The organism is Pseudomonas sp. CFSAN084952 (genome assembly GCF_009648855.1).
Classification (GTDB): Bacteria; Pseudomonadota; Gammaproteobacteria; order Pseudomonadales; family Pseudomonadaceae; genus Aquipseudomonas; species Aquipseudomonas paracarnis.
The window spans coordinates 3,695,762-3,709,125 of the sequence record NZ_CP045767.1; the positions used below are offsets into that span (position 1 = coordinate 3,695,762).

Annotated in this window: 12 protein-coding genes; 7 read left to right on the plus strand and 5 right to left on the minus strand. The window is 61.1% G+C overall.

Going from position 1 to position 13,364, the window contains the following annotated elements:
- Positions 1-4: 4 nt before the first annotated feature.
- On the minus strand, positions 5-1,570 hold the full coding sequence (locus tag GH769_RS16720; protein WP_032903136.1) for a sigma-54-dependent phenylalanine hydroxylase transcriptional regulator PhhR: 1,566 nt from the start codon (positions 1,568-1,570) through the stop codon (positions 5-7).
- A 257-nt stretch (positions 1,571-1,827) separates the two neighbouring features.
- Here GH769_RS16720 and phhA point away from each other — a divergent pair, with 257 nt between their 5' ends.
- The 3 genes from phhA to GH769_RS16735 all read left to right on the plus strand — a co-directional run bounded on the left by phhA (position 1,828) and on the right by GH769_RS16735 (position 4,267).
- Positions 1,828-2,619 (plus strand): phenylalanine 4-monooxygenase, encoded by a 792-nt coding sequence (phhA, locus tag GH769_RS16725; protein WP_014719366.1) that lies wholly within the window; start codon positions 1,828-1,830, stop codon positions 2,617-2,619.
- Positions 2,620-2,717: 98 nt separating this feature from the next.
- Complete coding sequence (locus tag GH769_RS16730; RefSeq protein ID WP_003192995.1) at positions 2,718-3,074, plus strand: 4a-hydroxytetrahydrobiopterin dehydratase; 357 nt, start codon at positions 2,718-2,720, stop codon at positions 3,072-3,074.
- Positions 3,074-4,267: an amino acid aminotransferase gene (locus GH769_RS16735; protein WP_032903135.1), complete on the plus strand. Its 1,194-nt coding sequence runs from the start codon at positions 3,074-3,076 to the stop codon at positions 4,265-4,267. Before GH769_RS16730 ends, GH769_RS16735 begins: the two co-directional genes overlap by 1 nt.
- Before the next feature lie 179 nt (positions 4,268-4,446).
- Here the strand turns inward: GH769_RS16735 and GH769_RS16740 are convergent, their stop codons facing one another.
- Complete coding sequence (locus GH769_RS16740; protein ID WP_014719368.1) at positions 4,447-5,256, minus strand: UDP-2,3-diacylglucosamine diphosphatase; 810 nt, start codon at positions 5,254-5,256, stop codon at positions 4,447-4,449.
- A 137-nt stretch (positions 5,257-5,393) separates the two neighbouring features.
- On the opposite strand from GH769_RS16740, the gene GH769_RS16745 reads away from it, so the two are divergent.
- Together GH769_RS16745 and GH769_RS16750 are read left to right on the plus strand one after the other, a co-directional pair.
- The gene (locus GH769_RS16745) at positions 5,394-6,143 is read left to right on the plus strand and encodes an AraC family transcriptional regulator (protein ID WP_014719369.1); all 750 of its coding nucleotides are present in this window, start codon (positions 5,394-5,396) and stop codon (positions 6,141-6,143) included.
- Between the two features lie 100 nt (positions 6,144-6,243).
- On the plus strand, positions 6,244-7,125 hold the full coding sequence (locus GH769_RS16750; protein WP_019818408.1) for a DMT family transporter: 882 nt from the start codon (positions 6,244-6,246) through the stop codon (positions 7,123-7,125).
- Between the two features lie 2 nt (positions 7,126-7,127).
- Here GH769_RS16750 and GH769_RS16755 read toward each other — a convergent pair whose 3' ends face one another.
- The gene (locus GH769_RS16755) at positions 7,128-7,415 is read right to left on the minus strand and encodes a SelT/SelW/SelH family protein (RefSeq protein WP_014719371.1); all 288 of its coding nucleotides are present in this window, start codon (positions 7,413-7,415) and stop codon (positions 7,128-7,130) included.
- Positions 7,416-7,498: 83 nt separating this feature from the next.
- On the opposite strand from GH769_RS16755, the gene GH769_RS16760 reads away from it, so the two are divergent.
- Positions 7,499-9,688: a patatin-like phospholipase family protein gene (locus GH769_RS16760; protein WP_032903134.1), complete on the plus strand. Its 2,190-nt coding sequence runs from the start codon at positions 7,499-7,501 to the stop codon at positions 9,686-9,688.
- Between the two features lie 120 nt (positions 9,689-9,808).
- Here GH769_RS16760 and GH769_RS16765 read toward each other — a convergent pair whose 3' ends face one another.
- Positions 9,809-10,243 carry a MarR family transcriptional regulator gene (locus GH769_RS16765; RefSeq protein WP_003193007.1) on the minus strand — a complete coding sequence of 145 codons (435 nt, stop codon included), beginning with the start codon at positions 10,241-10,243 and terminating at the stop codon, positions 9,809-9,811.
- A 121-nt stretch (positions 10,244-10,364) separates the two neighbouring features.
- Complete coding sequence (gene recQ / locus GH769_RS16770) at positions 10,365-12,494, minus strand: DNA helicase RecQ (RefSeq protein WP_014719373.1); 2,130 nt, start codon at positions 12,492-12,494, stop codon at positions 10,365-10,367.
- A 276-nt stretch (positions 12,495-12,770) separates the two neighbouring features.
- Between recQ and GH769_RS16775 the strand changes: the two genes are divergently transcribed.
- Complete coding sequence (locus tag GH769_RS16775) at positions 12,771-13,358, plus strand: YecA family protein (protein WP_003193011.1); 588 nt, start codon at positions 12,771-12,773, stop codon at positions 13,356-13,358.
- Positions 13,359-13,364 lie beyond the last annotated feature (6 nt).

Sequence of the window (13,364 nt, forward strand, 5' to 3'; positions counted from 1 at the left end):
CGTTTTAACTGCGATCGGCCTTGAGCACTTCGTAATCACGCAGCTTGTTGGCAATGGTGGTGTGCGACACCCCCAGGCGCTTGCCTAACTGGCGGCTGCTCGGGTGTTCGGCGTACAGGCTTTCCAACACCGCCTTCTCAAAGCGCCCGACGATATCCTCCAGGCTCCCCTCCAGGGAAAAATCGCCCAGCGGCTGACGCACGCCATAATCGGGCAAGCGAATATGTTCAACCTTGACCGTGCCGCCTTCGCACAACGACACCGCCTGGAACAGCACGTTTTCCAGTTGCCGCACGTTGCCTGGCCAGTGGTAGTGGCTGAGTTTGTCCATGGCCGCAGGGGCCAGCCTGGGCAGTGGGCAACCGATCTGCCGGCTGGCCTGGTCGAGAAAGTGCTCGACCAACGGCGCGAGGCCATCCAGGCATTCGCGCAACGGCGGGATATGCAACGACAGCACATTCAGCCGGTGATAAAGGTCCTGACGAAACTCACCCCGGGCGCAGAGTTCCGACAAATCTACCTGGGTCGCGCAGATCACCCGCACGTCCAGGTACACCTCTTCATCACTGCCCACCCGGCGAAAACAACCATCCTGCAAAAAGCGCAGCAGCTTGACCTGCAAGCGCGCGCTCATTTCTCCCACGCCGTCGAGAAACAAGGTACCGCCCGCCGTCAGCTCAAGCAGGCCCAATTTACCTTCCGCCCGCGCCCCTTCAAATGCGCCGGGACCATAGCCAAACAGTTCAGTCTCGGCCATCGACTCGGGCAACCCCGCGCAGTTGAGCGCCATCAACGGCGACTGCCCCCGCGGGCTGGCCAAGTGGCAGGCCCGGGCCAATAGCTCCTTGCCGGTGCCGGTTTCGCCTTCTATTAATAGCGGCGCATCCAGCGGCGCCATGCGCCGCGCTTCACGCACCACTGCGGCCATGACCTTGGAGCTTTGGAAGATGCTGTCGAAACCGCGCAGCTCTTGCTTGCGCACGTTATAGATACGCTCACCGACACGGTCGGCACGGTGCAGGGTGAGCACGGCGCCGGCCATGGCTTCGCTGTCGTCGTGCTCGGAGGATTGCAGCGGCGCGATATCCGCCAGAAATACGTCGCCCTTGACCTTGACCCGCAGGCCATTGATTCGCGACTTGCTGGCGCGCACCAGTTCCGGCAGGTCAAAATCCTCGGCATAACGCGACAGGGGAATCCCCGGCACTTCATCTACCCGCACGCCAAGCAACTGCGCCGCCGCCCGGTTGGCGGCCACGATGGAGCCGCCCATATCAATGGACAGCACCGGGAATTCCAGGGCACCGAGCAACGCATTGAGTTCCATATGCCGCCGCTCGCTGGGCATCAGCCCTACCCGCTTGACCCCGAACACTCCGGCAATCGCCTCGAACTGCGGGCGCAACGCCTGGAATTGCATGTTCACCAGGTTGGGGCAGAACAGGTAGATGGCATTGCCATGCTCACCGCCGACTTCGCCCTTGGCGACGTTGACGCCGTACTCCACCAGCAGGTTGAGGATGTCCCGCAGGATGCCGATGCGGTTCTGGCAGTGCACTTTGATACGCATGGAAAAACTCGAAAAAGAAGTAGGCGCCGCCTCTTTTTGTCGCTAGGCGCAGATAGTCGTCAAGATTATGTGACAGTACGGCAGCTATTCCCAGCCCATAGCTGCGAGAAGCGAGCCTATCGTAACGAATTCTTTACGAATATCGGTAATTTTTCCTACACGCATTGGCTAAAGGCTGATGGAATCCTGCGCCTATCCGGTTATCAATAGAGGCATCCCAGGACATAACAAGAACGAATGCCTAGCAGGAGAGCCGTATGAAGCAGACGCAGTACGTGGCCCGCGAGCCCGATGCGCAAGGTTTTATCCACTACCCGCCAGAAGAACACGCGGTGTGGAATACCCTGATCACTCGTCAGTTGAAGGTGATTGAGGGCCGCGCCTGCCAGGAATACCTGGACGGCATCGACAAGCTCGGCCTGCCCCTGGACCGCATCCCCCAACTGGGCGAGATCAACAAGGTGCTGGCCGACACCACCGGTTGGCAAGTCGCCCGCGTGCCGGCGCTGATTCCCTTCCAGACCTTCTTTGAATTGCTGGCCAGCAAGCAGTTTCCGGTGGCGACCTTTATCCGCACCCGTGAAGAACTGGACTACCTGCAAGAGCCGGATATTTTTCACGAGATCTTTGGCCACTGCCCGCTGCTAACCAACCCCTGGTTCGCTGAATTCACCCACACCTACGGCAAGCTCGGCCTGGCGGCCACCAAGGAGCAACGGGTGTACCTGGCGCGCCTGTACTGGATGACCATCGAGTTCGGCCTGGTGGACACGCCTCAGGGCCGGCGTATCTACGGTGGCGGCATTTTGTCGTCGCCTAAAGAAAGTGTGTATTGCCTGTCGGACGAGCCCGAGCACCAGGCCTTCGACCCGCTGGAAGCGATGCGCACCCCCTATCGCATCGACATCCTGCAACCGCTGTACTTCGTCTTGCCCGAGCTCAAGCGCCTGTTCGACGTGGCGCAGGAAGACATCATGGGCATGGTCGAGCGCGGCATGCAGTTGGGTCTGCACGCACCGAAATTTCCGCCCAAACCCAAAGCCGCGTGAACCTCACGTTTTAAGGCCAGGTGAGTCTGTTCCCTGGCCCCGCGTTGCTTTAGGGTAACGCCACTGACCTTCAATCATTCGAATTCAGGACACCTTCCATGACCACCTTGAACCAAGCCCACTGCGAAGCCTGCCGCGCCGATGCCCCGCAAGTCAGCGATGAAGAACTGCCGGTGCTGATCAAGCAGATCCCTGACTGGAACATCGAAGTGCGCGACGGCGTGATGCAGTTGGAAAAGGTTTTCCTGTTCAAGAACTTCAAATTCGCCCTGGCTTTCACCAACGCCATGGGTGAAATTTCCGAAGCCGAAGGCCATCACCCTGGCCTGCTCACCGAGTGGGGCAAAGTCACCGTGACCTGGTGGAGCCACTCCATCAAGGGCCTGCACCGCAACGACTTCATCATGGCCGCGCGCACCGACGAAGTGGCCAAGACTGCCGAGGGCCGCAAGTAATGCATTTCGATGCCATCGACCGCGTGCCCGGCGACCCGATTCTCGGGTTGATGGACCTGTATACCCAGGACGCCAACCCGAACAAGTTCGACCTGGGCGTAGGTGTCTATAAGGACGAGCAAGGCCTGACGCCGATTCCCCACTCGGTGAAGCTGGCGGAACAGCGCCTGGTCGACACCCAAGTGACCAAGACCTATATCGGTGGGCATGGCGATGCAGCGTTCGGCAGCCTGATCAGCCAACTGGTGCTCGGCGCCGACTCGGCCTTGCTGCGTGACCGCCGCGCTGGCGCCACGCAAACCCCAGGCGGCACCGGCGCCCTGCGCTTGAGTGCCGACTTTATCGCCCACAGCCTGCCGGGCCGTGGCGTGTGGCTGAGCAACCCGACCTGGCCGATCCACGAAACCATTTTTGCCAAAGCCGGGCTCAAGGTCAGTCATTACCCTTACGTGGGCAGCGACAACCGCCTGGATGTGACGGCAATGCTGGCAACCCTGTCCAGCGTGCCCAAGGGCGACGTGGTATTGCTGCACGCGTGCTGCCATAACCCGACCGGCTTTGACCTGTCCCAGGATGACTGGCGTCAGGTCTTGCAGATCGTGCTTGAACGCCAGTTGCTGCCGCTGATCGACTTCGCCTACCAGGGCTTTGGCGATGGCCTGGAACAGGACGCCTGGGCGGTGCGCCTGTTTGCCGCCGAGCTGCCGGAAGTGCTGATCACCAGCTCCTGCTCGAAGAACTTCGGCCTGTATCGCGACCGCGTGGGTGCATTGATCGTCTGTGCGGCGGATGCCGAAAAGCTCACCGATGTACGCAGCCAACTGGCGAATATCGCTCGCAACCTGTGGTCGACACCGCCGGATCACGGTGCTGCCGTGGTGGCGACCATCCTCGGTGATGCACAGCTGAAAAAGCAGTGGAGCGAGGAAGTCGAGGCCATGCGTTCGCGGATCGCCCATCTGCGCGCAGGATTGGTGGAAGCGCTTGCGCCCCATGGCCTGGCCGAGAAATTCGCACATATCGGCACGCAGCGTGGGATGTTTTCCTATACCGGCTTGAGTGCCGAGCAGGTCAAGCAACTGCGCGAAAAGCACAGTGTGTATATGGTCAGTTCGGGGCGGGCTAACGTGGCCGGTGTTGATGCAACGCGCTTGACGTTGCTGGCTCAAGCCATCGCCGACGTTTCCAACTGAAGCAACAGGATTAACTGTGGGAGCTGGCTTGCCTGCGATGGCGGTGGTTCAGTTGCAGATCAATTGCCTGACCCGCCGCCATCGCGGGCAAGCCCGCTCCCACATTTGAATCGTGGGGTGTCAGGTAGATCAGCGTCGGCTGTCAGGCCGTCACGGGAGCAAGCTCCCTCGCCACAGGTTCAGCCAGCGACCATTTCGGCCTTTAGCAGTGCCTCTTTGGCCTGCGCATCCGCCAACCGATACAACTCGATATGCCCATCCCAGTGCTCGATCAAGGCCGTGCACGACTCCACCCAATCCCCGCAGTTGAGGTAATCCACCTCGCCCACCTTGCGAATCTCGGCATGGTGAATATGCCCGCACACCACCCCGTGCAATTCACGCTTGGTCACCTCGTGGGCAATCGCCTCTTCGAAATCGCTGATAAAACTCACTGCCGTCTTGACCTTGTGTTTCAGGTACGCCGACAGCGACCAATAACCGTAGCCATACCGCGCACGCCAGTGGTTCAGCCAGCGGTTCAGCGTCAGGGTGAATTCGTAGGCCGAGTCGCCGAGGAAGGCGAGCCAGCGGTGATAGCGCGTGATCACATCAAACTGGTCGCCATGAATCACCAGCAAGTGGCGGCCATCGGCGGTGACGTGTACAGCCTCATCGACCAATTGGATATTGCCCAGGATCAGCTTGGAATAGCGACGCAGGAACTCGTCATGGTTGCCGGTGACATAGATCACCTCGGTGCCACGTTTGGCCATGGTCAGCAAGCGGCGGATCACGTTGGTGTGAGCCTGGGGCCAATACATGCCACCGCGCAGTTTCCAACCGTCGATGATGTCACCGACCAGGTAGACCTTGTCGGCATGGTAGCCCTTGAGAAAGTGCGACAGGTGTTCGGCCTGGCAATCCCGAGTGCCCAGGTGCACGTCGGAAATCCACAGGGTTCGCACCCGTTGCTTGCGGCTGGGCTTGGTGAACTCGGCACGGGTCATGGGCATCCCTCGACGCTGTTTTGGCGAGCTTGCGCCTTGGCGATTAATAGTGCATGACAAGCGTGCGTCAGTCTGATGACAGCGCCCGTCGCTCGCCAAGCGTTGTAGACTGACAGCTTGCCGCCCTGGAGACCGCGATGAGCCCGACCCTCACGCTACGCCACTACCTCGAAGCGCCCATTGCCCACAGCCATGACCATGCGCAGTTGGTGTTCGGCCTTTCCGGGCACCTGGACCTGGAAGTCGATGGCCGTGGCAGCCAGGTGCGCGAAAGCAGCGTGATGGTGCTGCCCTTCTCCACCCACCACGCCTGCATCAGCCGCGATGGCAGCCGCTGCCTGGTGCTGGATGTGCCGACCGAGCACTGGGTGGTGCAATCCTTGGGCGAACATGCCGATGCCAGCCGCCGCTTGCTCGACCAACCCGCACGCCTAGCGCTGGATGCCCGGCAACACCAGTTGGTGCAGTGGCTGGCACAAAGCCCGGTGCACGACCCGCTGATCGTCCAGCAAGGCGCCGTGTTGTTACTGGCCAGCCTCAACCACCCTCAGGGTCAACCGCTGCCTGGCCGGCGTCTGCCTTATGCCGCGTTCAATAGCCATATCGAGCGCCATGCGGCGCGTCCGCTCCAGGTGGCCGACCTGGCACGGATTGCCGATTTGTCCGTGCCGCGCCTGCATGCGCGGTTTATGGCGGAGTGCGGGCAAACGCCGATGGACTATCTACGCAGTCGTCGCTTGCACATGGCGCTCAGGCTTTTACGCGAAACCTCCCTGCCCATCGGCGAGATTGCCGAGCGCGTCGGCTACGCCTCGCAAAGTGCATTTTGCGCGGCCATGCTACGGGCGTTTGGCGCCTCACCCGGGGCGTTGCGTCGGGCGGGCTAGCAAGAGTCTTGCGCTAAAAATCACCCGGCCCGCGACAGACGCCCATTCTCCAACCCTCTAGACTGCGAGGCTGTCACCCCCTGTTGGATCAAGGATCGCAATGACTCCCCGCTCAGCCCTTGGCGCCCTGCATATCGGCGCATTGATGTTTGGCCTCACCGGCGTGTTCGGCAAGCTGGCGGCGGCCTCCCCTGCCATCATCGTATTCGGCCGGGCCGCGTTTGCCGTGCTGGCCCTGGCGGTATTCGCCCGCTTTGCCAGCAACGCTCCCTGGAAAAAACTGGAGATGCGTGACTGGCGTCGCCTGCTGGTCAGCGGCGTCGTGCTGGCCGCCCATTGGGTGACGTTCTTTATCGCTGTCAAAGTCGCGGGTGTGGCCGTGGCGACCCTGGGGTTCACCGCATTTCCGGCCTTTACCGTAATCCTTGAGGGGCTGATTTTCCGCGAGCGTATTCGGGCCAATGAAGTACTGCTGGTGGTGCTGGTCACCGTTGGCCTGGTGCTTGTGACCCCGGATTTCAATCTCGCCAGCGAAGCCACGGGCGGGCTGCTGTGGGGCATCGCCTCGGGGCTGTTGTTCTCGTTGTTGTCGCTGAACAATCGCGCCAGTTCAGGGCGCATTCCTGCGGTACAGGCCGCGCTGTGCCAGAACGTCGTGGTCGCCGCGCTCCTGCTGCCCGTGGCCGCGCCGGGGCTGGCAGATGTGCGTGGAATAGATTGGCTGTGGATCGGGCTGCTGGGGGTGTTTTGTACCGGCTTGGCCCACAGCCTGTTTGTTGCCAGCCTTGCGGTGATCAAGGCGCGCACCGCGTCGGTGGTGTTTGCGATGGAACCGGTCTACGGCATCACCGTGGCCTGGCTGTTGTTTGCCGAAACCCCGACCCTGCGCATGCTGCTGGGCGGCGCCTTGATCATCGTCGCCATCGTGCTCTCCGGCCTGATGGGCAGCGCCAGCCAGGCCAAGCAACCGGCGCCGGCCTGACTTCAGACGGTACGGTCGTTATGCCCGAGGTCGCGCTGCGGGTCGATCTGGTCGCGCACTCGCTGCTTGAGCACCTTGGCCTCGGGAAAACCGCCATCGGCCTTGCGCTCCCAAATCTGCACGCCATCGCAGGTAATGCGAAAGGCCCCGCCGGTGGCCGGTTCCAGTGCCACGCGCCCCAAGTCATCGGCAAAGGTGCTGAGTAGCTCCTGGGCCAGCCACGCGGCGCGCAGCAACCACTGGCACTGGGTGCAATAGGTGATCACGATCTCGGGTTTGCATGCAGACATCATTAAGCGGCTCCTGGCGTAACAGGCTCAGCGAATCGGGTGGCTATAATAGCGGCCTTTGTCGCCCAGCCACGAGATTGATGATGCGCCGCCTGCTGTCTTGCCTGTTCCTGTGCCTTGTCCCCCTACTTGCCGACGCGGTAGAAGCCCCCCGCCCGAAAATCGGCCTGGTGCTGTCCGGCGGCGCCGCCCGTGGCCTGGCGCATATCGGCGTGCTCAAGGCGCTTGAAGAGCAAGGTATTCATATCGATGCGATTGCCGGCACCAGTATGGGCGCGGTGATTGGCGGGTTGTATGCGTCGGGCTACAAAATTGACGAGCTGGAGAAGTTGGCGCTGGGGATCGACTGGCAGCAGGCCCTGTCCGACGCGCCACCGCGTGAAGATGTACCGTTTCGGCGCAAACAGGACGACCGGGATTTCCTGGTCAAACAAAAACTCAGTTTCCGCGACGATGGCAGCCTCGGCCTGCCGCTGGGCGTGATCCAGGGCCAGAACCTGGCGTTGCTGCTGGAAAGCATGTTCGCCCACAGCAGCAACACGCGTAACTTCGACAAGCTGCCGATCCCATTCCGCGCCGTGGCCACCGACATCACCACCGGCGAAAAAGTAGTCTTCAGCAAAGGCCACCTGCCCCAGGTGATACGCGCCAGCATGTCGATTCCCGCGGTGTTCGCCCCGGTGGAGCTGGATGGCCGCCTGCTGGTGGACGGCGGTATGACCGACAACATCCCGTTGGATGTGGCGCGGGAGATGGGCGTCGATATTGCTATCGTGGTCGACATCGGCACCCCGCTGCGCTCGCGCAAACAACTGGCCACCGTGGTGGACGTGCTCAACCAGTCCATCACCCTGATGACCCGGCGTAACTCCGAGGAACAACTCAAGGCCCTGAACCCCAAGGACGTGTTGATCCAACCGCCGCTGGCCGCTTATGGCGTCACCGACTTTGGCCGCGCCAAGGACATGATCGATGCCGGCTACCGCGCCACCCGTGCCCTCGACGTACGCCTGGCACACCTGCGCCCTGCCGAACCCATCGACGCCGACCTGATAGCCGCCCGCACACCGGGCGAACGCACCCCGGTAATCACCGCAATCCAGGTGGAGAACGACTCCAAGGTCAGTGATGACGTTATCCGCTATTACATTCGCCAGGGGCTGGGAGAACCGTTGAACCTGGGCCGCCTGCAATCAGACATGGGCACTCTGTACGGCCTGGATTACTTCGAGCAGGTGCAATACCGCGTGGTAAAAAAAGGCCAGGACAACACCCTGGTGATCAGCGCACGCGGCAAGCGCAGCGGCACCGACTACCTGCGCCTGGGCTTGAACCTCTCGGACGACATGCGCGGCGACAGCGCCTTCAACCTCGGCGCCAGTTACCGCGTGAACGGCATCAACCGCCTCGGCGCGGAATGGCTCACACGGGTGCAGATCGGTGATCGGCAGGAGCTCTACAGCGAGTTCTACCAACCCATGGACACCGGCTCACGTTACTTTGTGGCCCCCTACATCAGGGCCGAGGCGCAGAACGTCGAGCTGATCCTGGATAACGACCCCATCTCCGAATACCGCCTGGAACGCTATGGCTTCGGTTTGAACGTGGGCCGGCAGATCGGCAACAGCGGCGAGATCCGCTTTGGCGTGGGCGAAGCCTGGGGCAAGGCGGACGTGCGCATTGGCGACCGCGACCTGCCAAGCGTGAGCTTCAGCGAAGGCTTCTATGAACTCAAATATTCCTTCGACTCCCTGGACAACGTGTACTTCCCCCACAGCGGCGAAGACATCGGCCTGGCCTTTCGCGAGTTCGAACCTGGCCTGGGCTCGGACCAGCGCTACCGCCAGTGGGAATTCAAGCTGGACAAGGCCATGAGCCACGGCCCGGACACCCTGATACTGGGCGGCCGCTATGGGCGCACCCTGGACGATTCGGATGTGGTGATTTCCAGCTTCCTGCTAGGAGGCGCACGGCAATTATCAGGCTTCCGCCAGGATGCGATTTCGGGGCAGAACATCAGCCTGATGCGCGCGGTGTACTACCGCAGGCTCACCCCCCGCTCTTACCTGCCACTGGACTTCCCGTTGTACCTGGGTGCATCCCTGGAACGGGGTCGGGCGTGGAACAACGATAACGAGTTCGATAGCGGCTATATCAACGCTGCAAGTATTTTCCTGGGGTTTGATACACCCTTGGGGCCGCTGAATTTCAGCTATGGGTTCAATGATGATAATCAGAAGGCGGTGTACTTGAACCTGGGCCAGACGTTCTAAGAAGCCGAACACTAAACCCAATGTGGGAGCTGGCTTGCCTGCGATAGCGGTGCGTCAGCCAGCTAATCCCTTGACTGAATGTCCGTCATCGCAGGCAAGCCAGCTCCCACACTATTTAGATCAGGACTTTTCCAGGTTCGCCAGGATGTGCTCATGCACCCGCATGCACACCCGCAGGTCTTCCTCATTCACGCCCACGAACAACTCATGGCGCAACGCCGTGGCGATGGTTTCGATCTGGTCGATCAGCGGTTGGGCGGTATCGCACAGCAGGATACGTTTGGCGCGGCGGTCTTCCACCACGGCTTGGCGTTGCACCAGGCCCTGGCCTTCCAGGCTATCGAGCAGACGGGCCAGGGTGGGCCCTTCTACGCCGACACTCTGGGCCAATTCACGCTGGGTGGGTGCTTCGACAAAACGGGCCAGGTGCAGCAGCACCAGCCAGCGCGCCTGGGACAAGCCCAGCCCCGCCAGCCGGCGATCCAGTTCGGCGCGCCAACCTCGGGACATTTGCGCCAACTGCATGCCAAAACGGTGTTGATCGGTTAACGGCATAAAAAACTCATGTTTAAGACTGAAAATAAAGTATGGCTAATTATTAGTCAGCTAAGCATGAGCCCTGTCAGTAGGCAAGGCCCGCTATGTACTGATTCGTTACATTGTCGTAATTGGCACACTAAATTTCGAATTCCGACTGCAAAGCAGCACGCACGCAGTACAAAACGCCTTCCGGAACACGCCCGGTAAATAACGGCGCAATCTCCGTGACAGCTGGCAATTCGCCTTCTCCATCGAGAAAAGCGTCCTGGATTTCACCGAGCAAATCCTCAGGCAAATCAAGGGCCTGCTCCAGGGACAATTGCTGCTTGCCGATGGCTTCGGCGAGCAAGGTGTATACGTTTTTTTCCGAGCATTGCAGCTGGCCGGCGATCTGGATCGGGGTCATGCCGGCGCGGGCCAGGCTGATCAGTTCGTGGCGAATATCGGCGATTTCCTTCGGCGCTTCGGCCTGGCCGCCGAGCACTTCCAGGAAGGCCTGGCCGTAGCGTTCCAGTTTACGCGCGCCCACACCGCTGACCCGGGCCATCTCGGCCATGGTGGTGGGCTGCTCGCGGAGCATCTCCAGCAAGGTGGAGTCGGGAAAGATAACGTAGGGTGGCACGCTGTGCTCCTGCGCCAGTTTGCGCCGCAGGGTGCGCAAGGCTTCCCACTGTTCGCGTTCTTCACCCCGCACCAGTTGGCTGGCCTGGCTAGTACTGCTGCTTTTGGCGGTGGTCTGCGGCTTGAGGTCACGGCGCAGTTCCAGGCTCACTTCGCCCTTGAGCAAGGGCCGGCAACTGTCATTCAGGCGCAGCCCGCCGTAGCCTTCGATATCGATGTCGACCAGCCCACGGGCAACCATCTGGCGAAACAGCGAACGCCACTCACCTTCGGCGCGAGCTTTGCCGACACCGTACACCGAGAGTTTCTCGTGGCCGAAGCTGCGGATTTTTTCATTGTCCTTGCCCAGCAGTACGTCCACCAGATGGCCCACACCATAACGCTGGCCGGTGCGATAGATCGTCGACAACGCCTGGCGCGCCGGCTCGGTGGCGTCCCAGGTTTGTACGCCGTCGATGCAGTTATCGCAGTGGCCGCAGGGTTCAGGCATGTCTTCGTCGAAATACGCCAGCAGGGTCTGGCGGCGGCAGCGGGTCTCTTCGCACAACGAGAGCATGGCATCGAGCTTGTGCTGTTCCAGGCGTTTGTGGCGCTCGTCGCCCTCGGAGTTCTGCAGCATCTGCTTGAGCATCACCACGTCTTGCAGTCCGTAGACCATCCAGGCATCCGCCGGCAGGCCATCGCGGCCGGCACGCCCGGTTTCCTGGTAATAGGCCTCAAGGGACTTGGGCAGGTCCATGTGCGCCACGAAACGCACGTTGGATTTGTCGATGCCCATGCCAAAGGCGATGGTTGCCACCATGATCAGGCCTTCCTCGTTCAGGAAGCGTTTCTGGTGCGCTGATCGCGTTTCATTGGGCAGGCCGGCATGGTAAGGCAGTGCCGGGTAGCCTTGTTCACAGAGGAACGCCGCGACCTCGTCGACTTTCTTGCGCGACAGGCAGTACACGATGCCCGCGTCACTGCGCCGCTCGGACAGGAACGCCAGCAACTGCTTACGTGGCTGCTCCTTGGGCACGATGCGGTAGAAAATATTGGGCCGGTCAAAACTCGACAGGAAGCGCTCGGCGTTCTGCAAATGCAGGCGCTCGACGATCTCTTCGCGGGTCCGCTTGTCGGCGGTGGCGGTCAGCGCGATACGCGGCACATCGGGAAACAGTTCGGCCAATTGGCCAAGCTGCAGGTATTCGCGACGGAAATCGTGACCCCATTGCGACACACAGTGGGCTTCGTCAATGGCGAACAGGGCGATTTCCAGGCTCTGCAAAAAAGCCAGCATGCGTGGCTGCACCAGGCGCTCCGGCGCCAGGTAGAGCATTTTCACCTCGCCACGTTTGATGCGTGCGGCCAGGTCGCGCTGCTGCTCGGCGCTGAGGGTGGAGTTCAACGACGCGGCGGCGACACCGAGTTCTTCAAGGGTGGCGACCTGATCGTCCATCAACGCAATCAGCGGCGACACCACCACGGCCAGGCCATTGCGCAACAGCGCCGGCACCTGGAAGCACAGCGACTTGCCGCCACCGGTAGGCATCAGTACCAGGGCATCGCCGCCACTGGCCACGCGCTCAATGATCGCACCCTGGCGGCCACGAAAACTGTCGTAGCCGAAGATGTCCTTGAGGACGCGTTGAGCCTGCTCGAGCATGTAAAACTCCAAAATGGTGCCGAAATCCCTCTATACAGGCTGGCCGAAAAAATCCCCGTTCACGAAAAATAATCCGTAAGCGAAGTTTTCCCGGATTGGCGCTGGGCCTGTAGGGGCATCACAAAACGCGGCAGTATACCCGAGCGTTATCCACCAAAGGGCGCGACTGACGAATAGACGCACCAGGCTAAAACCGGGCAAATATGCCGTGCGGCTGGCCTGGGCGCTCAAGAAAGCCTAGAATTCAGCATCGTTTATTCCCAAGGTAGCCCTTCAATGTCCTTCGCTGAGCAACTAACCCGCCTGCAAGCCTTCCTCGACGCCGATGAGCTGCATGACGAGGCGCTGGACTACGTGGCCGCCCACGGCTACCTGACCGCCCTGTCGATCTGCTCCGACCCCGTTCCGGACCGTGAATGGATCGACGCGCTGTTCGCTGAAGAGCCTCACTACAGCGACGACGCCCAGCGCGCAGAAATCGAATCCACCCTGGTCGCCCTCAAGGCCCACATCGCCCGCCAACTGGCCTCCGACGAAGAGTTCGAGCTGCCGTGCGAGCTGGACCTGGGCGACGACCCTGATGACTCCGACCTGCGCGGCTGGTGCATCGGCTTCATGGAAGGCGTGTTCCTGCGCGAAGCCGCCTGGTTCGAAACCGCCGAAGAAGAAGTCAGCGAAATGCTGCTGCCGATCATGGTCGGCTCAGGCCTGTTCGAAGAGGAAGCAGAGTTCTCCGACATCGCCGCCGACGCCAACCTGATGGACGACATGATCGTGCAGATCCCGGAAGCCCTCACCGCGCTGTACCTGCTGTGCAACGCGCCTGACGAAAAACCGGCGATCCTCAAGCCACGTCACCACTGAGTCGCT